This window comes from Miltoncostaea marina, assembly GCF_018141525.1.
GTDB lineage: Bacteria > Actinomycetota > Thermoleophilia > Miltoncostaeales > Miltoncostaeaceae > Miltoncostaea > Miltoncostaea marina.
Genome location: NZ_CP064655.1, coordinates 2,690,120 through 2,712,910, shown reverse-complemented (window position 1 = coordinate 2,712,910; position 22,791 = coordinate 2,690,120). Strand labels below are relative to the sequence as shown.

Annotated in this window: 21 protein-coding genes; 17 read left to right on the top strand and 4 right to left on the bottom strand. The window is 76.1% G+C overall.

Features of this window, described 5'->3' with window-relative positions; all coding sequences use genetic code 11:
- Positions 1-81: 81 nt before the first annotated feature.
- From ITJ85_RS13730 to ITJ85_RS13710, 5 genes are all read left to right on the top strand, one after another.
- Positions 82-366, top strand: coding sequence for a GYD domain-containing protein (locus ITJ85_RS13730; RefSeq protein WP_217913673.1), 285 nt, complete (start codon positions 82-84; stop codon positions 364-366).
- Complete coding sequence (locus tag ITJ85_RS13725; protein WP_217913672.1) at positions 366-587, top strand: hypothetical protein; 222 nt, start codon at positions 366-368, stop codon at positions 585-587. Before ITJ85_RS13730 ends, ITJ85_RS13725 begins: the two co-directional genes overlap by 1 nt.
- Positions 584-1,288, top strand: a complete 705-nt coding sequence (locus tag ITJ85_RS13720) for an MBL fold metallo-hydrolase (RefSeq protein ID WP_217913671.1) — start codon at positions 584-586, stop codon at positions 1,286-1,288. Before ITJ85_RS13725 ends, ITJ85_RS13720 begins: the two co-directional genes overlap by 4 nt.
- Before the next feature lie 855 nt (positions 1,289-2,143).
- A complete protein-coding gene (locus ITJ85_RS13715) occupies positions 2,144-2,533 on the top strand; it encodes a hypothetical protein (protein WP_217913670.1) in 390 nt (129 codons plus the stop codon).
- Positions 2,534-2,572: 39 nt separating this feature from the next.
- The gene (locus ITJ85_RS13710) at positions 2,573-2,827 is read left to right on the top strand and encodes a hypothetical protein (protein WP_217913669.1); all 255 of its coding nucleotides are present in this window, start codon (positions 2,573-2,575) and stop codon (positions 2,825-2,827) included.
- Here ITJ85_RS13710 and ITJ85_RS13705 read toward each other — a convergent pair.
- Complete coding sequence (locus ITJ85_RS13705) at positions 2,824-4,644, bottom strand: phosphodiester glycosidase family protein (RefSeq protein ID WP_217913668.1); 1,821 nt, start codon at positions 4,642-4,644, stop codon at positions 2,824-2,826. The genes ITJ85_RS13710 and ITJ85_RS13705 overlap by 4 nt on opposite strands.
- A 73-nt stretch (positions 4,645-4,717) precedes the next feature.
- On the opposite strand from ITJ85_RS13705, the gene ITJ85_RS13700 reads away from it, so the two are divergent.
- From ITJ85_RS13700 to ITJ85_RS13680, 5 genes are read left to right on the top strand one after another with little or no spacing between them, the layout of a single operon-like run.
- Positions 4,718-5,881, top strand: coding sequence for a sensor histidine kinase (locus ITJ85_RS13700; protein WP_217913667.1), 1,164 nt, complete (start codon positions 4,718-4,720; stop codon positions 5,879-5,881).
- A gap of 17 nt (positions 5,882-5,898) precedes the next feature.
- Positions 5,899-6,996, top strand: a complete 1,098-nt coding sequence (locus ITJ85_RS13695; RefSeq protein WP_217913666.1) for a DegT/DnrJ/EryC1/StrS family aminotransferase — start codon at positions 5,899-5,901, stop codon at positions 6,994-6,996.
- A complete protein-coding gene (locus ITJ85_RS13690; RefSeq protein WP_425517121.1) occupies positions 6,993-8,054 on the top strand; it encodes a DUF354 domain-containing protein in 1,062 nt (353 codons plus the stop codon). The genes ITJ85_RS13695 and ITJ85_RS13690 overlap by 4 nt, the downstream gene beginning before the upstream one ends.
- A complete protein-coding gene (locus ITJ85_RS13685; protein WP_217913664.1) occupies positions 8,051-9,970 on the top strand; it encodes a polysaccharide biosynthesis protein in 1,920 nt (639 codons plus the stop codon). The genes ITJ85_RS13690 and ITJ85_RS13685 overlap by 4 nt, the downstream gene beginning before the upstream one ends.
- Positions 9,967-10,161: a hypothetical protein gene (locus ITJ85_RS13680; RefSeq protein ID WP_217913663.1), complete on the top strand. Its 195-nt coding sequence runs from the start codon at positions 9,967-9,969 to the stop codon at positions 10,159-10,161. Before ITJ85_RS13685 ends, ITJ85_RS13680 begins: the two co-directional genes overlap by 4 nt.
- 319 nt (positions 10,162-10,480) lie before the next feature.
- Here ITJ85_RS13680 and ITJ85_RS13675 read toward each other — a convergent pair whose 3' ends face one another.
- Positions 10,481-10,840, bottom strand: a complete 360-nt coding sequence (locus ITJ85_RS13675; protein ID WP_217913662.1) for a winged helix-turn-helix transcriptional regulator — start codon at positions 10,838-10,840, stop codon at positions 10,481-10,483.
- 25 nt (positions 10,841-10,865) lie between these two features.
- On the bottom strand, positions 10,866-13,199 hold the full coding sequence (lon, locus tag ITJ85_RS13670) for an endopeptidase La (protein ID WP_217913661.1): 2,334 nt from the start codon (positions 13,197-13,199) through the stop codon (positions 10,866-10,868).
- A 109-nt stretch (positions 13,200-13,308) separates the two neighbouring features.
- On the opposite strand from lon, the gene ITJ85_RS13665 reads away from it, so the two are divergent.
- The 7 genes from ITJ85_RS13665 (at position 13,309) to ITJ85_RS13635 (ending at position 21,793) form a co-directional block, all read left to right on the top strand.
- Positions 13,309-14,229 carry a selenium metabolism-associated LysR family transcriptional regulator gene (locus ITJ85_RS13665; protein ID WP_217913660.1) on the top strand — a complete coding sequence of 307 codons (921 nt, stop codon included), beginning with the start codon at positions 13,309-13,311 and terminating at the stop codon, positions 14,227-14,229.
- A gap of 46 nt (positions 14,230-14,275) precedes the next feature.
- Positions 14,276-15,502, top strand: a complete 1,227-nt coding sequence (locus tag ITJ85_RS13660; RefSeq protein WP_217913659.1) for an FAD-dependent oxidoreductase — start codon at positions 14,276-14,278, stop codon at positions 15,500-15,502.
- Complete coding sequence (locus tag ITJ85_RS13655; protein WP_217913658.1) at positions 15,499-16,329, top strand: phosphosulfolactate synthase; 831 nt, start codon at positions 15,499-15,501, stop codon at positions 16,327-16,329. The genes ITJ85_RS13660 and ITJ85_RS13655 overlap by 4 nt, the downstream gene beginning before the upstream one ends.
- Complete coding sequence (sat, locus tag ITJ85_RS13650; protein WP_217913657.1) at positions 16,326-17,480, top strand: sulfate adenylyltransferase; 1,155 nt, start codon at positions 16,326-16,328, stop codon at positions 17,478-17,480. The genes ITJ85_RS13655 and sat overlap by 4 nt, the downstream gene beginning before the upstream one ends.
- A gap of 64 nt (positions 17,481-17,544) precedes the next feature.
- Entirely contained in the window at positions 17,545-19,515 is a 1,971-nt protein-coding gene (locus tag ITJ85_RS13645) for a beta-galactosidase (protein ID WP_217913656.1), read from the top strand.
- A 39-nt stretch (positions 19,516-19,554) separates the two neighbouring features.
- Positions 19,555-20,520 carry a CAP domain-containing protein gene (locus tag ITJ85_RS13640; RefSeq protein ID WP_217913655.1) on the top strand — a complete coding sequence of 322 codons (966 nt, stop codon included), beginning with the start codon at positions 19,555-19,557 and terminating at the stop codon, positions 20,518-20,520.
- 97 nt (positions 20,521-20,617) lie between these two features.
- Entirely contained in the window at positions 20,618-21,793 is a 1,176-nt protein-coding gene (locus ITJ85_RS13635; protein WP_217913654.1) for a GH39 family glycosyl hydrolase, read from the top strand.
- On the opposite strand, the gene ITJ85_RS13630 is transcribed toward ITJ85_RS13635, so the two are convergent.
- A complete protein-coding gene (locus ITJ85_RS13630; RefSeq protein WP_217913653.1) occupies positions 21,783-22,784 on the bottom strand; it encodes a YihY/virulence factor BrkB family protein in 1,002 nt (333 codons plus the stop codon). The genes ITJ85_RS13635 and ITJ85_RS13630 overlap by 11 nt on opposite strands.
- Positions 22,785-22,791 lie beyond the last annotated feature (7 nt).

Below are 22,791 nucleotides of genomic sequence, written 5' to 3'. Positions count from 1 at the left end.
CCGGGGCGGCCGGCCCGGCCGGGGCGGCGGGGCGATGGTACGCTCGGCCCCGCCCGGAACGCAGGCGCCGAAGGAGCCCTCATGCCGACCTACATCCTCCTCAGCACCCTCAGCCCGCACGGCGTGGGGACGGTCAAGGCGAACCCGCGACGCGTGCTCGAGGTGAACGAGGAGGTCGAGCAGATGGGCGCGAAGGTGGTCCAGCAGTGGGCCGTCCTCGGGCCGTACGACTTCGTCAACATCGTCGAGGCGCCCGACGAGAAGGTGATCGCGCGCGTGTCGGTGGAGCTGGCGGCGCGGGGCACCGCGCACTTCCAGACCCTCACGGCGATCCCCGTCGAGGAGTTCCTGGCGCTGCTGAAGTAGTGGACCGGGCCGCGAGGGGGCGCTGGCTCGTGGCCGGCGGCCTCGTGGGGCTGGCGCTCTCGCCGGGCGCGCGGCGGGTCGGCGCCGGCCTGCGCGCCCGCGCCACCCGGCTGGGCCGCGCCGCCGGCGCCGACCCGGTGGCGCCGTTCCTCGACGCGCCCTGCCGGCGCGACGCGCGCACGGCGCTCGGCGACCCGCGGCGCACGGAGGCGGCCCGATGACCGCGGCCGCCACCTGGCGCGCCGAGGTGCTGGTGCCGACGCACCGCATGGTCTTCGCGCTGCGCGGCGGCGAGGTGGTGGAGCTCCGCGCCTCCTCGACGCACGGCACCTTCGGTGCCTATCGCGGGCTGCCGGACGCGGTCCACGGCATGATCGCCTGGCCGAACACGGTGCTGCTGACCGGCCCGCGCACGATCGTCGTCGACCCCGGCTACGCCACCCAGGGCGACATGCTCGAGGGCGCGCTGCGGGCGCGCGGCATCGAGCCGGGGGCGGTCGACGCCGCGCTGGCGACGCACCTGCACTCCGACCACGTCTCGGCGCTGCCCCAGCTCGGGGAGGTCGAGCTGCACGTGCACGAGATCGAGCTCGGCACCCCGCACGCTCACGCCGGCCGCGGCTTCCGCGACCGCGCCGCCGAGCGCCCGCTGCGCGGCGAGCGGGGCGAGATCTTGCCGGGGCTGCGCTGGATCCTGACCCCCGGCCACACCGACGGCCACGTGGCCTTCCTGGTCGACGCCGACGAGGGCGTCGTGGCGATCGCCGGCGACACTCCGGGCCCCGACCCCGGCTGGTTCGCGCGCGGCGAGCTCCCCGAGGGCTTCCCGGGTCGGGAGGAGACCCTCGCCTCGTTCCGCGCCATCCGCGCGGAGCGGCCGGCGATCCTGATCCCGGGGCACAACCCGCCGCAGCGGCTGTAGGGACGCGGCCACGCACCCCCGCGGTGGCGCGGGGGTGCGTGGCCGCGTCGTCGGGGAGGTGGTCCGGGGACGGCGCGGCGGGGGACGATCCGTTGGCTGAGGCGGGACCCGGCCCTGTCGCGCCGGCCCGTTCATCGACGAGGTCGTCCGCGGACCGGGTCGGCTGGGGCCGATCCATGGCGGGGGCGGGACCAGCCCTGCCCGTGACGAGGTCGGCTGAGGACGGGGTCGGCTGGGGTCGATCCTCTGCGCGGGCGGGACCCGGCCCTTCGGGCCAGCTCGCGCTGGGCACGTTGTCGACCGCCGTGCCCCGAGCGCGGGGGCCGGCCCACTTGCGGGGCCGGCCACGCGGCAAATCGCCCCTGGCCGGGGCGATTTGCGGACCGGCGCACCGCCTTCGGCGGGGCGGGCGCCGGAACGTGCGCTACCGGATCCGTCCGTGGTGCGCGTGGGGGTGTGCCCCGCGCCCTCGTGGCCGGTTCTGTCCCGCTCCCGCCTTCGGCGGTCGTGTCCACGACCACCTCGTCCCTCGACCACGTCGTCCGGGACGGGGTGCGACCACCCCGCTCATGGACGGGTCCGCACCGCGACCGGTTCGCCGCGCGGCGCGCCCCGGCGGCGCGTCAGCGCCGACGGAGCCGCGCGGTTGGGGGGCAAATTGCCGAATCGGCGCGCCCCGGCCGCCAGGCCGGAGCCGATTCGGCCGGCGCGCCAGCCGGCGTTCCTCGCTTCGAGGCAGCCCAGGCCGCCCTGCGAAGCCGGGCGGACTGGGCGGACGAGCAAGGGACCGCTCCGCGGGCGTCGAATGCCCACGCGACCATCCCAGGCCCTCCTCCGCGACCCTCGAGGTGATCCGTGAACAGCCTCACCCGTGAGCACCGCATGCTCGGCGCCGCCGGCGCGTGCGTGCTCTACATCATCAGCCTCTTCTTCCCCTGGCTCGGCGAGGGCGACTTCAGCGCCTCGGGCGACGAGGTCGTGCCCTCGTGGTGGCTGCTGCTGCTCTTCGCCGCGGCGGCGGCGGCGATCCTCGCCGCGGACGCCCTCAACTTCGAGCTGCCCGCCGTGATCAACCCGGCGACCTGGCCCGCCTACCTCACGAGCATCGTCTTCATCGTGACGCTGATGACCTTCCTCGACCCGGTGCTCGACATCGGGCGCAAGTTCGGCCTCTTCCTCGCGCTGCTCTTCTCGCTCGCGGCCGTCGCGCTGGCCGTGATGCACTGGCAGCGCGAGCCGAAGTAGACTGCCGCAGGTCACTTCCGCGACGGCGAAGGGGTGAGCATGGGACTCGTCGACAAGGCCAAGGAGGCCGCCCGGCGCGCGGGCGACGCGGCGCAGAAGGGCGCCACCGAGGCGCGTGAGAAGGCGCAGGAGATGAGCCTCAGGCGGCGCATGAACGCGCTGGCCGCCGACCTCGGGCACGTGGTCGTGCGCCAGCGCGACGGCGAGACGGGCCTCGACGCGGAGGTGGACCGCCTGGTGTCGGAGATCCGGGCCGTCCGCGCCGAGATCGACGCGCTCGACCAGGAGGCCTAGGCGCCCGGCGCCCCCGCGGCGGCCCTAGGGTCGCCGGGGGGCGCCGTCAGCGTCACGGCCCGCACCAGCCCGCTCGTGCCGAAGCGGGTGCGCGCCTCGACCGTCACCTCGACGCGCCCGGTGACCGGGCGGTTGCGCACCCTGCGGTCCCAGTCCACCACCCGCGCGCCGGGCCGCATGAGGCGGCCGCTCACGAGCGTCGTGATGCGCCGGCCGGAGGTCGAGCGCACCCGCACGGTGACCCGCGCGGCGCGCTGCAGGCGGAAGCCCATCCGCAGCCGCTGGCGCACGACCCGGCCCCGGCGGGCCTGGGAGGGCCGCGCGGTGAGCGAGGAGAGGGTGCGGTCGAAGATCACCCTGCGCCGCTGCTCGGTGACGCCGCTGCCGTCGTCGGCCTCGTGGCGCGCCACCACCACGTAGACGCCGTCGCCCAGCCGCAGGCGCCGCGGGTCGAGGCGCAGGGCGACGGCGCCGGGGCCCATCCGCCCCTCCCAGATGCGGCGCGTGGGCCGCCCCGACTTGCGGGCGACGGTCACGCGGGTCACGCCGGGCCGCGTGGCGCGCACGATCATCGTGGCCCGGTCGTCGACGTGGTCGTTGTTCGCCGAGAGCCGGAACGGCAGGGGGCGGACGGTGACGCCGTCGTAGTTCATGAGCACGGCGCTGGCGATGCTGCGGGGGCCGGACCAGGGGATGACCAGGTCGTCCCACAGCGCCAGCTGGGCGCTGCCGCCGCCGTCCATCGCGATGGCGGTCCGCGCGCCCAGCGAGCGCATGAGCTGGGCCTGCTCGGCGACGGTCAGGCCCGGGCTGCCCTGCACCGGGCCCTCGGCGGTCACGAACATGCGCGTGCCGTCGGAGTGCTGGGCGACGGCCGATCGCGAGGTGCGCCCGCCGGTCTGGGCCGAGCTGAACCCCTCCCCGGCGTCGACGATCGGGATGCCGTTCCGCACCAGCGCCGGGCCGCCGCCGACCGCGTGCAGCGCGCCGGGGGGCAGGGAGAGCAGGCCGGGGGCGACGGCGACCCGCCGACCGGTCGGCAGCTCCCGTACGAGGCCCGGGCCGGCGCTGCCGGCCGCCGAGAGCACCATGTGGCCGGCCCCGATCGTCGTGCCGCCGCCCGAGCCGGACGCGATGACGGTGCCGCCGACCGGCTGGCCCACGCGCAGCGGCACGTCGGCGTCGAGGCGGACGCGCACCTCGTAGCGGGAGGCCGCCTTCGGCGTGGCCACCGCGCCGTACGCCGAGGTGAAGAGGGTGGTCTCGCCGTTGCGGGCCGGCGCCCGGTTGACGCCCGTGAAGGCGCGCGGCGGGGCCGCGGCCGCGCCGGTGGCGGGGTCGAGGGGCTGGTAGCGGCCCTGCAGCGCGAGGGCGACCGCCTCGATGTTGCCGTCGCCCAGCAGCACCAGGGCGGAGCGGCTCGCCTCCGGCTCGCGCACGAGCTCGCCGGCCTGCATGAACACGCCGCTCGGGCTGCTGGTCGCGTACGAGAAGAAGTCGCCGTTGACGCCGGCCACGGCGCCGGCGTTCATGCGCGCGCCGATCGCCCGGGTGAGCGCGCCGCGGCGGATCGGCGAGTCGCCGGCGAGCGCGGGCGCCAGCGTGACCCGGGGCGAGGGCGCTGCGCGCAGCACGTGCACCACCTGCCCGCCGTCGCGCTCGAGGCGCTGGTAGCCGATGCCCGGGGCGACCTCGGTCACGCCGCGGGGGTTGGGCGGCGGCAGGGCCTCGACCGGGCCCGCCACGGCGGCGCCGGGCGCGGCGAGGGCGAGCGCGAGGGCGGCGAGGGCCGGGCGGGTGCGTGCGGGTGGTGCCATGGCCGGGAACTGAAGCATGCCTCGCGGCGACCTCCCAAGCGGCGCCGGTGCGCCCGTCTGCCAGACTGCGGCCGTGGCCGTCGCCCTTCTGGCCGTCGCGCTGGCCGGCCTCGTCGTTGCCGGGGCGCTCCTCCTGGCGCTGCGCCGCGCCCGTTCCTCGGCCGCCGCCGCGGGCGCCGAGGCGACCGCCGCCCGCGCCGACGCCGCGGCGGCCGAGCGCCGCCGGGCCGAGGTCATGCGCGGCCTCTCGGTGGCCGTCATGCGGCTCGACGGCGACGCCCGGCTGGCCGAGGCCAACCCGGCCGCCCGCGAGCGCTTCCCCTTCCTCGAGCCCGGCATGGGGATCCTCGAAGCCTTCAGCGAGCACCGCCTGGCGCGCCGCGTGCGCACGTCGCTGGAGCGGCTGGAGCGCCAGGCGTTCGAGGTGCGCCTGTTCGCCGACGGCCGGCGCACCTACCGGGTGGCCGTGGAGCCGTACGAGCTGGGCGGCGCCCGCGAGGCGCTCGTGCTGATGTCGGACCTCAGCGAGGCCGTCGACTACCAGGAGCTGCGCTCGCAGTTCGTCGCCAACGTCTCGCACGAGCTGCGCACGCCGCTCACCGGCCTCGGCGGGCTGCTGGAGGCGCTCGAGGACCCGGGAATGGACGACGTGATGCGCCAGGACTTCCTCGCGCGGGCGATCGGCGAGACCCGTCGCCTGGAGGCGCTGATCGGCGACGTGCTGTTCCTGTCCGAGCTGGAGGCCACCCAGGGCCGGCCCTCCGACGCGCGCAGCGACCTGGCGCGGACGGCCGCGGTCACGGTGCAGGAGCTCACCTGGCTGGCCGCCGACCAGAACGTGACCCTGCGGGTGGAGGGCGACGACGAGGCGTGGACGCCCCTCACCGACCGCATGGCCGACACGGTCGTGCGCAACCTCGTCACGAACGCCATCAAGTACGCGGGCCCCGGCGCCACGGCGACGGTGACCGTGCGCCGCGACGGCGGGTCGGTCGTGCTGCGGGTGGCCGACGACGGCGCCGGCGTGCCCGAGCGGCACCTGCCGCACATCTTCGAGCGCTTCTACCGGGCCGACCCCTCGCGCTCGAAGCGCCTCGGCGGCACGGGGCTCGGCCTGTCGATCGTCAAGCACATCGCCGAGCGGGTCGGGGGCGCGGCCGAGGCCACCTCGCGCGAGGGGTTCGGGACGACCATCACGATCACCGTGCCGGCGGCGGACCCCGCGCCGTCCCCGTGATAGCGTCCCGCGCCGCCGTGGCCGTCCCCCTCATGGACATCCAGGCCCAGTACGGGCCCCTGCGCGCCGAGATCGACGCCGCCGTCGCCGGGGTGCTCGACTCCGGGCGGTTCATCCTCGGCCCGGAGGGCCGCGCGCTCGAGGCGACCGTCTCGGAGCGGCTCGGCGGGCGCCCCTGCGCCGGGGTGGCGAACGGCACCGACGCCCTGGTGATCGCGCTGCACGCGCTGGACATCGGCCCGGGCGACGAGGTCATCACGACGCCCTACACCTTCTACGCGACGGCCGAGGCCATCGCCCGGGTGGGCGCCACGCCGGTGTTCTGCGACATCGACCCGCGCACGTACTGCCTCGACCCCGAGCGCGTGCGCGAGCGCATCGGGCCGCGCACCCGCGCGATCCTGCCGGTGCACATCTTCGGCCACCCGGCCGACATGACCGCGATCATGGCGATCGCTCGCGAGCACGGGCTGGTGGTGGTGGAGGACTCGGCGCAGGCCTTCGGCGCGAGCACCCCCGACGGCGAGATCGCCACCTTCGGCGACGCGGCGACGATCAGCTTCTTCCCGACGAAGAACTTCCCCGGCATGGGCGACGGCGGCATGGTCGTGTGCCGCGACGAGGAGCTCGCCGACCGGGTGCGGCGCCTGCGCTTCCACGGCTCGAAGGACAAGGTCGTCTTCGAGGAGGTCGGCTACAACTCGCGCCTCGACGACCTGCAGGCGGCGATCATCCGGGTCTTCTACCCGCACCTCGACGACTGGAACGCCCGCCGCGCCCAGGCCGCGGCCTGGTACGCCGAGGAGGGGCTCGGCGAGCACATGGCCCTGCCGGCGGTCGCCGAGGGGGCGCGGCACATCTTCCACCTCTACATGGCCCGCCACCCGCGCCGCGACGACGTGCGGGCGGCGCTGGCCGAGGCCGGCGTGGCGAGCGCCGTCTACTACGGCATCCCGATGCACCTGCAGCCGGTCTTCGCGCGGCTGGGGTACTCGGCGGGCGACCTCCCCGTGGCCGAGGAGTGCGCGCGCACCGCGCTCGCCCTGCCCATGCACCCGAACCTGACGCGCGAGCAGGTGGCCGAGGTGGTCGCCGCGGTCGCGCGCGCGGGCTGACGGGCGGTCGCACGGCACACGGGGCGGGAGGCGACGGCCTGAGGGTCTGGGTCGACATCACGAACTCCCCGCACGTCGTCATCTTCCGGCCGCTGATCGAGCGCCTGCGGGCCCGCGGCTGCGAGGTGGTCGTCACCGCCCGCGAGTTCGCGCAGACGATCGGGCTGCTGGAGCGCTTCGGCATCGAGCACGTGTCCGTGGGCGCCCACGGCGGCGGATCGCGCCGCGGCAAGGCGCGGGCGATGGCCGGCCGCTCGGCCGCGCTCGCCCGGTTCGCGCGTCGCGAGCGCTTCGACCTGGCCGTGGCCCACGGCTCCACCGACCAGCCGCTCGCGGCGCGCCTGGCCGGCACGCCGCAGGTGACGATGTTCGACTACGAGTTCGCCGCCGCCATGCACCATTGGAACGGGCGGCTCGCCACCCGGGTGCTGGTGCCGTCGGCGATCTCCGAGGCGGCGCTCGCGCCCTACGGCATCCGGCCGCCGAAGCTGGTGCGCTACCCGGGGCTGAAGGAGGAGTACTACCTCGCCGACCACGCGATGGACGACGGCGTGCTGGCCGAGCTGGGGCTCGACCCGGACCGCCTCGTGGCGGTGCTGCGCCCGCCGCCGGAGGTGACCCTCTACCACCGCGGCGCCTCCACCGACCTGTTCGGCCGCACGCTCGAGCGCCTGCTGGCCGAGCCCGGCGTCCAGGTCGTCGTGCTGCCCCGCACCGCCGAGCAACGCGCGGCGCTCGCCGGCGGCGCGGCGATCGTCCCCGTCCGCCCGGTCGACGGGCCGAGCCTCGTGGCGGCCGCCGACCTCGTGGTGAGCGCCGGCGGCACGATGAACCGCGAGGCGGCGGCGCTCGGCGTGCCCGCCTACACGCCGTTCGCCGCCCGCCTCGGCGCCGTCGACCGGCGGCTCATCGAGGAGGGGCGCCTGCGCCGGCTGGAGCACGCCGGGGACGTCGTCCTGGAGCGCCGGCCGCGAGCGGCCGCGCCGCCCCTGCGCGACCCCGAGGTGCTGATCGACCTGATTCTGGGGGCGACCCCGGCTACACTGCCCCTCTCGTGAGCCGCGCTCCGCTCAACTGGAGCCCCCGCGCCTTCGCCCACCGCGCCGGCCAGGTCGCGGTCGACGCCGGCCTCGTGGCGGCCGCCTACTGGCTGGCCTTCTACTTCCGCTTCGACGGCGACCCGCCCGGGCGCTACGAGAAGCTGTTCGCGGCCACCGTCGGCATCGTGGTCGCGGTGAAGATGGTCACGTTCGCGGCGATGCGCTTCTACACCAAGTGGTGGCGCTTCACGAGCGTGCGCGACCTGCAGGCGATCGTCCTGGCGGTCGCGGCGTCGAGCCTCATCCTCACGGCGCTCCTCTCCCAGTGGCGCCCCGGCGACGTCGTGCCGATCCCCCGCGGCGTGCTGGTCTTCGACCTGGTGCTGACCCTCGTGCTGGTGGGCGGGGCGCGCTTCGCCGTGCGCAGCGTCATCGAGCGGCCGCCGCGCTCCGAGCTGGTGGCCACCGGCCGCGACGTGCTGATCTGCGGCGCAGGCGACGCCGGCATCACGCTGCTGCGGGAGATGAAGCGCAACCGCTCGCTTGGCTACCAGCCGGTGGGCCTGATCGACGACGACCCGCGCAAGCGCCGCCTGCGGGTGCACGGCACGCGCGTGCGCGGCACCCGGGCCGACCTGGCGCGCGTGCTGCGCGAGGTGCAGGTGGACGAGGTGATCATCGCCATGCCCTCGGCCCCCGGCCGGGTGCGCCAGGAGATCGTCGAGACCTGCCGGCGCGCCGGCGTGCCGTGCACCACCCTGCCGGGCCTGCCGGAGCTGATCACCGGCGAGGTGACGGTCAGCCAGCTGCGCGAGGTGCGGGTGGAGGACGTGCTGGGCCGCGCGCCGGTCGAGATCGACTTCGCCCGCGTGGCCCGCTACCTCAACGGGCGCTCCGTGCTGGTCACCGGCGCCGGCGGCTCGATCGGCAGCGAGCTGTGCCGCCAGGTGGCCGCCATCGGCGCGCGCCGGCTCGTGATGGTCGACCACGGCGAGAACAACCTGTTCGAGATCGACCTCGAGCTGCGCGAGCGCGGGCACGCCGGGATGCTCGTGCCGGTCATCGCCGACTGCCGCGACCCGCGCTCCATGGAGCGCGTCTTCGACGGCGAGCGGCCCGAGATCGTCTTCCACGCGGCGGCCTACAAGCACGTGCCCATGATGGAGCTCAACCCGCTCCAGGCCGTGGCCAACAACGTGCTCGGCACCGCCGTGCTGACCGACCTCTCCGACCGCTACGGCGTCGAGCGCTTCTGCCTGATCTCGACCGACAAGGCCGTCGAGCCGGAGACGGTGATGGGCGCCTCGAAGGCGCTGGCCGAGCGGGTCATCGAGGCGGCGGGGGCCACCTCGTCAACCCGCTTCGCGGCCGTGCGGTTCGGCAACGTGCTCGGCAGCTCGGGATCGGTGCTGCCGATCTTCCAGCGGCAGATCGAGCAGGGCGGCCCGGTCACGGTGACGCACGCCGAGATGACCCGTTTCTTCATGACGATCCCGGAGGCGGTGCAGCTCGTGATCGAGGCGACCGGCATCGCCGAGGGCGGCGACGTCTTCGTGCTCGACATGGGCGAGCCGGTCCGGATCATGGACCTCGCCCGCCGGATGATCGAGCTGTCGGGCCACGAGCCCGGCCGCGACATCGCCATCGAGGTGGTCGGCATCCGCCCGGGGGAGAAGCTCCACGAGGAGCTCTTCAACGTGGACGAGGAGGTCACGCCGACCAGGTATGGCAAGATCATGCGGGCCACGCGGCCGGCCATCGACCCCGACGTCCTGCGCGCCGGGCTCGAGGAGCTCGCCGCGCGCGCCGCAGACGGCCGGCCCGAGCCGGTCGCAGAGGCCCTCTGGATCGCCCTTCGCGGCGGCAGGGTCCCCCAGCGCCGTGGCGAAGACCCGGTGACACCACCCTCCATCACCCCCGGAGAGCGAGCATGACCGTCGTCGAACGCACCGCCGTCGAACACCTCCCGTCGGGGGCCGATCCGGTCGCCCCCTGGGGCCTGCTCTCCCGCGTGCGGCGCCCCTGCCCGGACCACGGCGGCGAGTGCGCCTGCGTGGCCCGCCACGAGGACACCGGCCTCGTCTTCTGGTGCGACCGCGAGGAGCACCACTTCAGCACCCGCTAGCGCCCGCCCCGTGGGCCCGCCCGCCCGTCGGTCGGGCGTGACGGGCGGCTCCAGGTGGTGCGCCTGCGCGCCCTCCACCACGTAGGCCGGCGAAGCGGGCGATCGGACCGGAGAGGGGCGGCCGGTGTACTTCACGCCCAGCCGGTCGGCCACCCCGAGGGCGGCGTCGCCCCTCAGTCGCTCCACGACGTGCCAGCGGACGTCGCACTGTTCGTAGGGTCGTCGCGCGAGGAGTGCGGCGCGCCGTCCGGGAGGACCGTGGCGAGGTGCGCGGGGTTCGGCGCCGCCGGCAGCGCCCGGACCGGCGCGGGGATGCGGCTCATCGCGTCCCGCCGCGGGAGGGGTCGCGGGCGGGCGCGCCCTCGGGCTCCCAGTCCGCCACCCAGGCCTCGATCTCCCGCACGACGCGCGACAGGGCCCGGCCCTTCTCGGTGAGGCGGTACTCCACCGCGCCGCCTCCCAGCTCGCGCCGCTCCATCAGCCCCGCGGCCTCCAGCTCGCGCAGCCGTTCCGCGAGCAGGCGCGCCGACAGCCCCTCCACGGAGGAGCGGATCTCGGTGAACCGGGCGGGGCCCTCCATGGCCGCCCGGATCACCGCCGCGCTCCAGCGGCGGCCGAGGAGCTCGGCCGCGCGCTGGTAGCGGTGGCACACCTGCGGGCGTGAGCGACAGCGGTCCATCGCCGTGATCCTGCCCTGTCCGGCGCTACGCCGCGAGCGCCTCGCCGCGGTCGCAGGCGGGCTCGAGGGCGACGTCGAGCACCTCCCGCACGGTGAGCACGGGGTGGATGCGCACCTGCTCGAGCACCGCCGCCGGCACGTCGTCCAGGTCGCGCCGGTTGCGCTCCGGGATCACGACGTCCGTGAGCCCGGCCCGGTGGGCGGCCAGCACCTTCTGCTTGAGGCCACCGATCGGCAGCACCCGGCCCTGGAGCGTCACCTCGCCGGTCATCCCGACCGTCGGGCGCACCGCGCGCCCCGAGGCCAGCGACGCGAGCGCCGTGACCATCGTGACGCCGGCCGAGGGGCCGTCCTTCGGCACCGCGCCGGCGGGCACGTGCAGGTGCACCTCCCTGCCGGCGAGCGCGTCGGGGTCGACGCCGATCTCGGCTGCGTGGGACCGGGTCCACGAGAGGGCGATGCGCGCCGACTCGCGCATGACGTCGCCGAGCTGGCCGGTGATCACCAGCCGCTCGCCGGGGCCGTCGGCGGGCATCGCGCTCGCCTCGACGAACAGGACGTCGCCGCCCGTGCCCGTCACGGCCAGGCCGGTGGCCACGCCCGGCGTGGCCGTGCGCTCGGCCGCCTCGTGGTGGAAGCGGGGCCGCCCCAGGGCGTCCTCGATCTCCGCCGTGCCGATGCGCACGCGGCCCTCCTGGCCCTCGGCCACCCGGCGCGCCACCTTGCGCAGCACCTTGCCGAGCTCGCGCTCGAGGTTCCGCACGCCGGCCTCGCGGGTGTAGTCGCCGATCACGGCGCGGACGGCGTCGTCGTCCATCTCGACCTCGTCCGGGCGCAGGCCGTTGCGCTCGATCTGGCGGGGCAGCAGGTAGCCCCGGGCGATCGCCAGCTTCTCGTCCTCGGTGTAGCCGTCGAGCGCGATGACCTCCATGCGGTCGAGCAGCGGCGCCGGGATCGTGTCGACCACGTTCGCGGTGGCGATGAAGAGCACCTCGGACAGGTCGAGCTCCACGTCGAGGTAGTGGTCGCGGAAGGAGTGGTTCTGCGCCGGGTCGAGCACCTCGAGCAGCGCCGACGACGGGTCGCCGCGCCAGTCGGCGCCGACCTTGTCGACCTCGTCGAGCATGATCACCGGGTTGCGGGTGCCGGCCTCACGCAGCGCGCGCACCAGCCGCCCGGGCAGCGCGCCGACGTAGGTGCGCCGGTGGCCCCGGATCTCGGCCTCGTCGCGGATGCCGCCGAGGCTGATGCGCGCGAACTCGCGCCCGAGCGCCCGGGCCACCGACTGGCCGAGCGACGTCTTGCCGGTCCCGGGCGGGCCGGCGAGCGTCAGGATCACGCCGCCGCGGCCCTCGTCCATGCCCCGCTCGCGGCGCAGCCGGCGCACGGCGAGGTACTCGAGGATGCGCTCCTTGACCTCCTCGAGGCCCGCGTGGTCGGCGTCGAGCACCTCGCGGGCGGCCGCCACGTCGAGGTGCTCCTCCGAGCGGGCGTCCCAGGGCAGCGAGACCATCCACTCGAGGTAGGTGCGGATCATCCCGGCCTCGGCGCCCTCGGGCTGGCGCTCCAGGCGCCCGAGCTCGCGCTCGGCCTCGGCTCGCGCGGCCGCGGGCATGCCGGAGGCGGCGATGCGCGCGGCCCAGTCGTCCCCGCCGTCGGCCTCCTCGCCGAGCTCGCGGCGGATCGCCTCGAGCTGGCGGCGCAGCAGCATCTCGCGCTGGGTGCGGTCGAGGTTCTCGGTGACGTCCTCGCGGATGCGCCGCCGCAGGCTCGCGTCGGCCAGCCGCTCGCGCTGGGCGTCGATGGCCAGCCGCAGGCGCGCGACGACCTCGACGGCCTCGAGCAGGGCGAGCTTGCGCTCGACGGGGATCTCGGGGGCGTAGCCCGCCGTGTCGGCGAGCCGCCCGGGGTGGCCGATGCCGGCCAGGAAGTGCGCCACGCGGGCGCGGTCGCCGCGCAGGTCGGCGACCTCCTCCACGACGGCGCGGTACTCCCGCGCCAGGGCGGCGGCCTCGGGCCCCGGGTCGTCCGGGTCGGGCCGCTCGCGCGCGGCCACCCGCAGCCCCGCGGTCCCGCCGAGGGCAGGACCGAGCTCGGCGCGGTGCAGCGCCTCGATGGCGACGCCGCGCGCGCCGCCGGGCAGGGTCACCTCGCCGACGACCGCCGCCACGACGCCGAGGGCCGCGAAGCGTCCGTCGATGCGGGGGACGAGCAGGATGCGCCCGTCCACGGCGCCGTCGAGCGCCTCCGCCTGCTCGGGCGAGGTCACCGGGAAGGTCACGCTCGTGCCCGGCAGCACGACGGCGTCGTCGAGCGGGAGGACCGGGAGGGTGATGGTCGGACGGTCGTCCTGGTTCATTGACCTGTCGTCTCCTTGTGGAAGGAACGGTTACCTCGCGTAACCACCTTGCGGGAGGTTACCCCTTGTAACCGATGGGTGCAACGCGGGCGCCCAGTAGGATCCGGCGGTGGACCTGCGCCAGCTGCTCACGTTCCGGACCGTCGTCGACAAGGGCTCCTTCTCCCAGGCGGCCGAGGAGCTCGAGGTCTCCCAGCCCGCGGTGTCGTTCCAGATCCGCTCGCTCGAGGAGCGCCTCGGCCACCGGCTGCTCGACCGCAGCGGCCGGAGGGTGGCCGTGACGGAGGCCGGCGAGGTCGTCTACCGCTACGCGAAGCGGATGATCGGCCTCGAGGCGGAGCTCGAGCGTGAGATGGGGGAGATCGGCACCAGGGTGGCCGGGCGGCTGGTGCTCGGCTCCTCGACCGGCCCGGGGGAGGTGCTGCTGCCGCGGCTGCTGGGCGCCTTCCACGCGGCGCACCCCGACGTGCGGGTGAGCCTCGCGGTCAGCGACACGCAGACCGTGTGCGAGCGGGTGCTCGACGACGAGCTGGAGCTGGGCGTCGTGGGCGCCGCCCGGCCCCAGCGCGGGCTGGTGTTCGAGCCCTTCGTGCGCGACGAGCTCGTGGCGATCGTGCCGCCGGGGCACCGGCTGGCCGGCCGGGGGTCGGTCGGCCTCGACGAGCTGGTGGCCGAGCCGATGCTCATCCAGCAGGAGGGCTCGGGCGTGCGGTCGGTGGTCGAGGCGGCGCTGCGCGGCAGCGGCGTGCGCGACCGCGACCTCAACGTGGCGATGGAGCTCGGGCTGCAGCAGTCGGTGAAGGCGGCGGTGCTCGACGGCTTCGGCATCACCGTGATCTCGCGGCTGGCGGTGGAGCGCGAGGTGGCCGAAGGCACCCTGGTGGCGCTGCGCCTCGAGGGCCCGGGGCTCGAGCGACACTTCTTCGCCGTGCGCCACGCGGGGCGCACGCCCAAGCGGGTCACCTCGGCCTTCATGGACTTCGCCCGCGCCGAGCTCGGCGACATGGCCGCGGCGATGCCGTCGCCATAAGAATGTCTTATTGGAAGCATCCCGAACCGTCGGGTACCCTCCCGACGTGACGAGCCTCTCGGATGCGCGCGCCGACGTGCTGGTCGTCGGGTCGGGCGGCGCAGGGATGTCCGCGGCCGTCAGCGCGCGCGAGGCGGGCGCCTCCGTGGTGGTCGTGACGAAGTCCGCCCTCGGCGCCGGCAACACCGGCCGCGCGCAGGGCGGCATCCAGGCCGCAGTGGGCGACGACGACACCGTCGAGTCGCACTACGAGGACACCTTCGCCGCCGGCCACCGCGCCGCCCGCCCGGAGCTGGTGCGCCGGCTGGCCGAGTCGGGCCCCGAGGCGATCCGCTGGCTGGAGTCGCTCGGCGTCGCCTTCACCCGCGACGGGGGGCGCCTGCGCCTGCTGCGCTGCGGCGGCGCCAGCCGCCGGCGGCTGCTGCAGGCCGGCGAGCGCACCGGCGCCGAGATGGTGAAGGCGTTGCGCGCCGCCGTGCGGGCGAGCGGGGCCGAGGTCTGGGAGTCGACGGCGCTGGCCGACCTCGAGCCCGAGGGCGACGGGTGGCGCGCGCTGGTGGCCCCCGGCGGCAACGGCTCGCGGCGCACGGTGCGCGCGCGCGCCGTGGTGCTCGCGGCCGGCGGCGGCCTGCGCGGCGAGGCCGAGGCCCTCGGCGTGGGCAGCACCAACCACCCGGACGCGACGCCCGAGGTCCTGCGCCTGGCCCTCGCGCTGGGCGCGCAGGGGCGGGAGCTCGACTCGTGGCAGCGCCACCCCACCGGCTCGGTGTGGCCCGAGGCGCTCGCCGGCTACGCCCTGCCCGAGACCACGCGCGCCTACGGCGCGACCCTCCACGACGCCGACGGCGAGCGCTTCGTCGACGAGCTCGCCCCGCGCGACGTGGTGGCGCAGGCGATCATCGACGTCGTCGCGGCGGGCCGCGGCGCGGCGGCGCCCGACGGCGCCCCCGGGGTGTGGCTCGACACCCCGGCCATCGACCGGCTCAACGGCGACGGCTTCACCGCCGACCGCCTCGCATACGTGCACAACCGCTACCGGAAGGCGGGTGTCGACATCACTCGAGAGCGCGTCCTGGTCTATCCCGTCCTGCACTACCGCAACGGCGGTCTCGCGATCGACGAGGACGCCGCCACGACCCTCCCCGGCGTGTTCGCCGCCGGCGAGATCGCGGGCGGGGTGCACGGCGCCAACCGCCTGATGGGCAACTCCCTGCTCGACACCGTCGTCTACGGCCGCAGGGCCGGCCGCGGCGCCGCGGCGGTGGCACGGTGAGCGCCACGTCGTCCGCGCCCGCCGACGGGGCGGTCGCGGCCTCGGGAGCGGACTTCCTGTCGCTGCCGGGCCGGCCGCCGAAGCCGCGCCAGGTGGGCATCACCCACGTCATCGACAAGGGCCTGTCGCTGCCGCAGGTCGAGGGGCTGCTCGAGATGTGCGGTGACTCCATCGACATCGTCAAGCTCGGCTGGGGCACCGCGTACGTCACCGGCAAGCTGCGCGAGAAGATCGCGCTCTACCAGCAGGGCGGCATCCCGGTGGTGCTCGGCGGCACCTTCTGGGAGGTCTGCGCGGCCCAGAACAAGCTCGACGACTGGAAGCGCTGGGTCGCGGAGCTCGGCCTGCGCCACGTCGAGATCTCGGACGGCACGATCACGGTGCCGCACGACGTGAAGCTGGAGCACATCCGCCGCCTGTCGCACGACTTCGTGGTGCTGAGCGAGGTGGGCTCGAAGGACCTCGCCACCGTGATCGCGCCCTATCGCTGGGTGGAGCTGATCGAGGCCGAGCTGCGCGCCGGCGCCTGGAAGGTGATCACGGAGGCCCGCGAGACGGGCACCGCGGGCATCTTCCGCGGCGACGGCGAGGTCCGCATGGGCCTCATCGACGAGATCGTGCACGCCATCGACCCCAACCGGCTGCTCTTCGAGGCGCCCCAGAAGGCGCAGCAGGTCTGGTTCATCCGCAAATTCGGCCCCAACGTCAACCTGGGGAACATCCCACCGGACGAGGTGATACCGCTGGAGACGCTACGGCTCGGCCTGCGCGCCGACACACTGCTCGACCCCACCGCCGTGGGCAACATGGACGGAGCGGGCATTTGAGCGCCGCACCCGGACCCATCGCCCCCCACGGCGGGACGCTCGTCGACCGCCTCGACCCGGACCTCGACGAGGGAGGCGGCCGCCCGCGCGTCACCCTCTCGCCGCGCCAGCAGGCCGACCTCGACCTGATCGCCGTCGGCGCGATGTCGCCGCTCGAGGGCTTCATGGACCGCGCGGCCTACGAGTCGGTGCTCACCGACATGCGCCTGCCCTCCGGGCTCGCCTGGTCCGTGCCGGTCACGCTCGCCGTGCAGCCAGCCGAGCTCGAGCAGGTCGGCTCCGCCTCCGAGGTGGAGCTGGTCGACGCCTCCGGCCGCTTCCTCGGCGTTATGGAGGTCACCGACCGCTTCGAGACCGACCAGCGCCGCGAGGCGAGGCTGGTGTACGGCACGGAGGAGGACGCCCACCCGGGCGTCGCTTCGCTCTACGCGCACGGCACCACCTGCCTGGCCGGCCCGGTGCGGGTCGCCGCCCGCATGCCGCTCGACCCCGGCGCGGCGCCGTACCTGCTCGACCCGCGCGAGTCGCGCGCGGCCTTCGACGGGCTCGGGTGGTCGACCGTCGTCGGCTTCCAGACCCGCAACCCGATCCACCGCGCGCACGAGTACATCACCAAGGTCGCCCTCGAGACGGTGGACGGCCTCTTCCTGCACCCGCTGGTCGGCGAGACGAAGAGCGACGACATCCCGGCCGACGTGCGCATGCGCTGCTACGAGGCGCTGATCGAGCACTACTACCCCAAGGAGCGCGTCGTGCTGGGCGTGCTGCCGGCCGCCATGCGCTACGCCGGCCCGCGCGAGGCCGTGCTCCACGCGATCATGCGGCAGAACTACGGCTGCACCCACTTCATCGTGGGCCGCGACCACGCCGGCGTGGGCAGCTACTACGGCACGTACGACGCCCATCGCATCTTCGACGACGTCACGCGCGAGGAGCTGGCGATCCAGCCGGAGTTCTTCGAGCACGCCTTCTGGTGCAACCTCACCGGGGGCATGGCGACCACCAAGACGTCGCCCTCGGCGCCCGAGCAGCGGGTCTTCCTCTCCGGCACCAAGGTGCGGGAGATGCTCGGCCGCGGCGAGATCCCGCCGGTGGAGTTCACCCGTCCCGAGGTCGCGCAGATCCTGATCCAGGCCTACCAGACGGCTTGACGCGCGCCACCCCGCGCCGGGGGCGTTGAGCGCCCCCGGCGCGACGGGCATCATCCCGGGGCCCGTGCGCCGACTCCGCCTCCCAGCCGCCGCGCTCGTCGTCCTGCTCGCGACGGCCGCCACCGCCACCGCCGCCCCGGCCACCGGCGACCGGCCGGCCGGGACGGTCGCAACCTGGAGCCACGAGCTCAACCAGAACGAGCACCCGCGGTGGAACCCGCGCCGCGCGCCGGTCATCGCGCCGCGCCGCTGGTACCGGATCGTCGACGGCATCCTCGACGAGTCGGGACGGGCGGGCCTGTGGTTCAGCGGCGTCAGCGCGCTGCCGTTCCCGCCGCTGCCGCTGCACCCCCGCGAGCCCGACGGCTGGCGCACGCCGGCCCGCTTCGCCCGGGCGTTCCGGCAGACCGGGCTGCGCTGGGACGTGAACGTCGAGGTCTGGGCGGCCCGGCGCGCGCTCGACCGGGGCGGGGCGGTGGTGGCCGACCCCACCACCGAGGCGCACACGCGGCGGCTGTCGCTGCTCGACCCGGCCTACCGGCGCTCGGCGCTGCGCGAGATCCGGCGCATCGTGCCGCGGCTGCGCGGCGCGCCCTACGTCAACTTCTACACCGGCAGCGACGAGCCGGTCACCGTGCTGCCGCGCGGGCGCGCGCGCAGCACGCCCTTCGGCCGCAGGCTGGCGCGCGACTTCCGCCGGGCCACCGGCCTCGCCCTGCCGGACCCCACGAGCCGCCCCAGCCGCGGCGTCCGCGAGGGGCTGCGCTGGCTGGCGTGGTCGCGGTGGTCGGGCGCGCGCTTCCTCGCGATGAAGCGCGAGCAGGCGGCCCTCATCCGCCGGCTCGACCCCGGCGCGGTCGTGAGCCCCAACGACTACGGGTTCATCGACGGCTTCATCCCCTGGGACTACACGCGCCTGGCGGGCTTTGCCGACGTGGTCGAGGCCGACCCCTACGTGAGCTACGCCGAGCGCGACCGCTCGGGGCGCGGCCGCTACAACCCGGGGTTCGCGGCCAAGCTGCTCCACGACCTGACCGGCAAGCGGGTGCGGATCGTGGTGCAGGCGTTCCCGTACTCGCGCTACGCGCCGCAGCCGGGCGACCTGTGGGCCTGGTCGGCCCAGGCGCTGCGCGCGGGCGCCACCGACCTCTCGTTCTTCGCCTCGGACAACCCGCGGTTCACGGCCCCGCGCCGCTACGCGGCGATGCTCGACGTGGCCCGTGCGGTCCGCGGCGCCCGCCTGCCCGCGCCGCCGGCCGACCCCGAGCACCTGGTGCTCTACGCGACCGCCGCCGAGGGGCAGGCCCAGCCCCACCGCACCGGCGGCGTCCGCTACCGCACGAGCGGCGACCAGCTCTACACGACGTACGCGCTCCTCGGCGAGCTGGCGGGCGGCGCCTTCTCGTTCGAGGCGGACACCCGCCTGGCGCGCGAGCCCGCCCGCCTGGCGGCGGCGCGCACCGTCTGGCTGCCGCGCGCCGACACGCTCGACGCCGGCGTGGCGGCCCGGCTGGCCGCCTGGGTGCGCGCGGGCGGCACGCTCGTGGTGACCGACCCCGACGCCTTCACCCGCACCCCGCGCGGCGCCTCCCTGCGGGCGGTGCGCGACCAGCTGATCGGCGCCCCGCTCGGCGGCGCGCGGCGCGGCTCGATCCTCGAGGTGGCGCCCGGCGCCCTCGGCGGCGGCGCGCCGGACGACCTGCTGAGCATCCCCCTCGACGGGGCGCCGCGACGGGCCTTCGCCGCGGTGCCCGGGGGGGCGGCGGTGCTCGCGCGCTACCTCGACGGCGCCCCGGCGGCGATCGTGCGGCCGGTCGGGGCCGGCCGGGTGGTCGCCTTCGCCGCCGAGCCGATGGAGCCCGGCGTGCTCGACGAGCCGGGCGACCTGGCGCGCCTCGTGGGCGACCTCCACCGCTGGGCCGGCGGCACGACGGGCCACCCCGCCTGGTCGTACCGGCTGCCCGGCGACCCCTCGCCCCGGCGCCCGCCGTGGGAGACGGCCGTCGCGCCCGAGGACGCCCGCGCCGGCATGTAGGGCTGGCGGGCGCGCCGCCGCGCCGGTACGGTCCCTGGGGTGCCTCCCTCGCCCGGCATGCCCCGCCGGCGCGCGATCGTCCCCGCAGCGGCGTGCCTGGCCGCGGTGGCGGCGCTCGGCGCGTCCGTCGTCGCGTCGTCCCCGGCGCGCGCGCAGGCGGCCGGCCCGTGCGACGCGGTCCCCGCGACGTGGGGCGAGGCCCGGGCCGACCTCGCCGGCGAGGTCCTCGACCGGCTCGACCGCCTGCGTGCCGAGCACGGGCTCGCGCCGCTGGGGCACTCGGGCGCGCTCACCCGGGCCGCCGAGTGGAAGGCGGGCCACATGGCGGCCGGCGGCTACCTCGACCACCGCGACCCGGACACCGGGCGCGGGCCCGGCGACCGCGCGCGCGACTGCGGCGACACGTCGTCGTCGGTCGGCGAGAACATCGCCGAGGGGCACGCCGACGCCGACGCCGTGATGGCGGCCTGGGCCGCCTCGCCCGGGCACCGCGAGAACATGCTCCAGCCGGGCTACTCGGCGGTCGGCGTGGGCGCGGTGCGCGGCGCCGACGGCCGCATGCGCTGGGTGCAGCTCTTCGGCGGGGACGCGCCGGTCGCGCTGCGCGCGACGGCGCCGCCCGACGACCAGCCGGTCGTGGTCGGCGCCCGCCCGGCCGACCCGCGCCGTCCGGCCGGCGGCGTCGTGCTCGGCGACGCGACCGTGGGCGCGCTGGAGCGCGCGGGCAACGTCGCGCCCGTCACGGTCGGGCGCACGGTGCGCGCCCGGCGCGGTCGCGCCGCGGTCCCGCTGCGCCGGCTGGCCGCCGACGCCGACGGCGACCGGGTGCGGGTGCGCATCACCGGCCGCCCGCCGGCCCGCGCGGCGACCGCCGTCGTGCGGCGCGGGCGCATGATCGTGCGGCTGGCCGCGGGCCGCCGGGCCGCCGTGGTCGTCCGCTTCAGCGCGACGGACCCCTCCGGGGCCTCCGCGCGCGGCTGGCTGCGGGTGGCGCCGGGCCGCTGACCCGCGCGCCCACGGGTCGCCCCGACCGGCCGGACGGGGGCCCGGGCCGGCGGTCTTCTAGTGTGGCGGGCTGACCGTCCACCGATCCGGAGGGAGCATGGGGAGCAGGCGCAGCGTGGTGATCGGGCTCGTCGTGGTGGCGCTCGCCGTCGCGGCCGTCGTGGCGGCCGTGGTCGTCGCGGGCGGCGACGACACGGCCCCCATCGGGGCCGTCGCGGCCGTGCAGGACGACCACCTGCCGGTCGACCCGATCGAGGCGATCCCGGACCGCCTCGACCTGATCGCCGAGACCGGCGTCACCACCACCCGCGTCGACCTCTTCTGGGGCGACATCGCCCCGTCCCGGCCGGACGACCCGCGCGACCCCTCCGACCCGGCCTACGACTGGTCGCGGGCCGACCTCATCATGCTGGGGCTCGCCGAGCGCGGCATCACGCCGATCGTCTCCGTCTACCACACCCCGCCCTGGGCCTCCGGCGGGCGGGTCTGGCCGGAGAACGGGCGCTTCAACGTCGTCGCCCCCGACCCCGGCGCCTTCGGCGACTTCATGGCGGCCGTCGCCACCCGGTACGCGGGCGGCTACGAGTCGCCGGGCGGCGCCCCGCTGCCCGAGGTGCGCCGCTTCGAGATCTGGAACGAGCCCAACCTGTCCGGCTTCTTCATCCCGCGGGGGCAGGAGCCGGGCGCCGAGGACGTCGACCACGACGTGCGCCTCGACGAGTACGCCGCGATGGTCGAGGCCGCCTACCGGCCCATCAAGGAGGCCAACGCCGACGCGCTCGTCATCGCCGGCGTGGGCGGGCCGCGCAGCAGCACCAGCGACACCGGCATGAGCGCGGTCGACTGGGCCAACGGGCTCGCGGCCCGCGACATCCCGCTCGACGCCTACTCGCAGCACGTCTACCCGGCGCAGCCGCCCGAGGTGCAGACGGAGGTCATCCCGAGCTGGAGCAGCATCGGCCGCTTCCTCGACGAGCTCGACCGCTTCCGGCCCGGCCTGCCGCTGTACATCACCGAGGCGGGATACACGACCTCGCTGACCCCGTACCGCCAGACCGCCGTCACCGAGGAGGAGCAGGCCGACTACCTCGAGCAGATCTACTCGCTGCCCCAGCTGCGCACGGAGCGCATCCGCGCGGTGGTGTGGTTCAACCTCCAGGACAACGCGAACTGGCCCGCGGGGCTGATGCGCGAGGACGGCTCGGCCAAGCCCGCCTACGACCGCTTCCGCGAGGTCGTCGACGCCCAGGGCGGCTCGGCGCTCACGGACTGACCGCCTCGCGGGCCGCGCGGCGGGTCACCTCGGCCTCGACCTCGGCGCCCAGCAGCAGCGCGAGGCCCGTGAGCCACAGCCAGGTCAGCATCACGATCACCGCCGAGAGCGACCCCCACGCGGCGCCGTACGACCCGAACCGGCTCACGTAGACCGAGAAGCCGGCCGAGGCGACGATCCAGATGGCGACCGCCACGCCCGCCCCGGCCGTCACGGCCCGGGGCGGGTTGGGCCGCCCCGCCGGGCCGGCGCGCAGGATGCCCGCAACGGCCACCAGCAGGGCGCCGGCCAGGATCGGCCACTGGGCGCCCCACCAGAGCCAGCCGACGAGCGTCTCGGCGCCGAGCTCCTCGCCGAGCCAGCGGGACAGCGGCGCGCCCAGCACGAGCAGGCCGAACGAGACCACCACGGCGAGCATCACGAAGCCGAGCAGCGCGAGCGCGGTCAGCCGCTGACGGGCGAAGGGCCGGTCCTCCGGGCGGCCGTGCACGCGGTTGAGGCCGCGCACGAGCGCCGACATCGCGCCGCTGGAGGTCCAGAGCGCCAGCGCCAGGCCCAGGACCGCCAGGCCGAGGCCGCCGCCGGAGTTCTCCACGACGCGGGTGAGGGTGTCGTCGATCAGTCTGATGGCCTCCTCGGGCACGACGCCCTCCACGCGGTCGAGCAGGCCGCGGATGGTGCCCGGGCCGGCGAACAGGCCGAAGAGGCCCACGGCCACGAGCAGGGTGGCCGGGACCGCCAGAAAGGCGTAGTAGGCGAGCGAGGCGGCGACGTCGGTGACGTTGCCCTTCAGCCCCCGGCGCACGGCGGTGACGAGGACCTCCCGCGCGCCGGCCCACCGCGTGGCGGGGGCGGCGGGCGCCGGGGGGGCCGCAGGGCCGGCGGCCGCAGGGGGCGCGGGGGGCGCCGCCGGGGGCGCCGGGCGGCGGCGGTCCGGCAGCGCGGCGAGCAGGGCGGCGAGGGCGGCGCCGATGAGCAGCCCCCGTCGCACCGCCCCG

What these genes read in the sequence shown, in the direction of transcription:
- ITJ85_RS13705 (WP_217913668.1), bottom strand. Translation starts at nt 4,644, where the DNA reads ATGGCACCACCCGCACGCACCCGCCCGGCCCTCGCCGCCCTCGCGCTC.
- ITJ85_RS13635 (WP_217913654.1), top strand. Translation starts at nt 20,618, where the DNA reads ATGGGGAGCAGGCGCAGCGTGGTGATCGGGCTCGTCGTGGTGGCGCTC.
- ITJ85_RS13730 (WP_217913673.1), top strand. Translation starts at nt 82, where the DNA reads ATGCCGACCTACATCCTCCTCAGCACCCTCAGCCCGCACGGCGTGGGG.
- ITJ85_RS13675 (WP_217913662.1), bottom strand. Translation starts at nt 10,840, where the DNA reads ATGGACCGCTGTCGCTCACGCCCGCAGGTGTGCCACCGCTACCAGCGC.
- ITJ85_RS13680 (WP_217913663.1), top strand. Translation starts at nt 9,967, where the DNA reads ATGACCGTCGTCGAACGCACCGCCGTCGAACACCTCCCGTCGGGGGCC.
- lon (WP_217913661.1), bottom strand. Translation starts at nt 13,199, where the DNA reads ATGAACCAGGACGACCGTCCGACCATCACCCTCCCGGTCCTCCCGCTC.
- ITJ85_RS13720 (WP_217913671.1), top strand. Translation starts at nt 584, where the DNA reads ATGACCGCGGCCGCCACCTGGCGCGCCGAGGTGCTGGTGCCGACGCAC.
- ITJ85_RS13710 (WP_217913669.1), top strand. Translation starts at nt 2,573, where the DNA reads ATGGGACTCGTCGACAAGGCCAAGGAGGCCGCCCGGCGCGCGGGCGAC.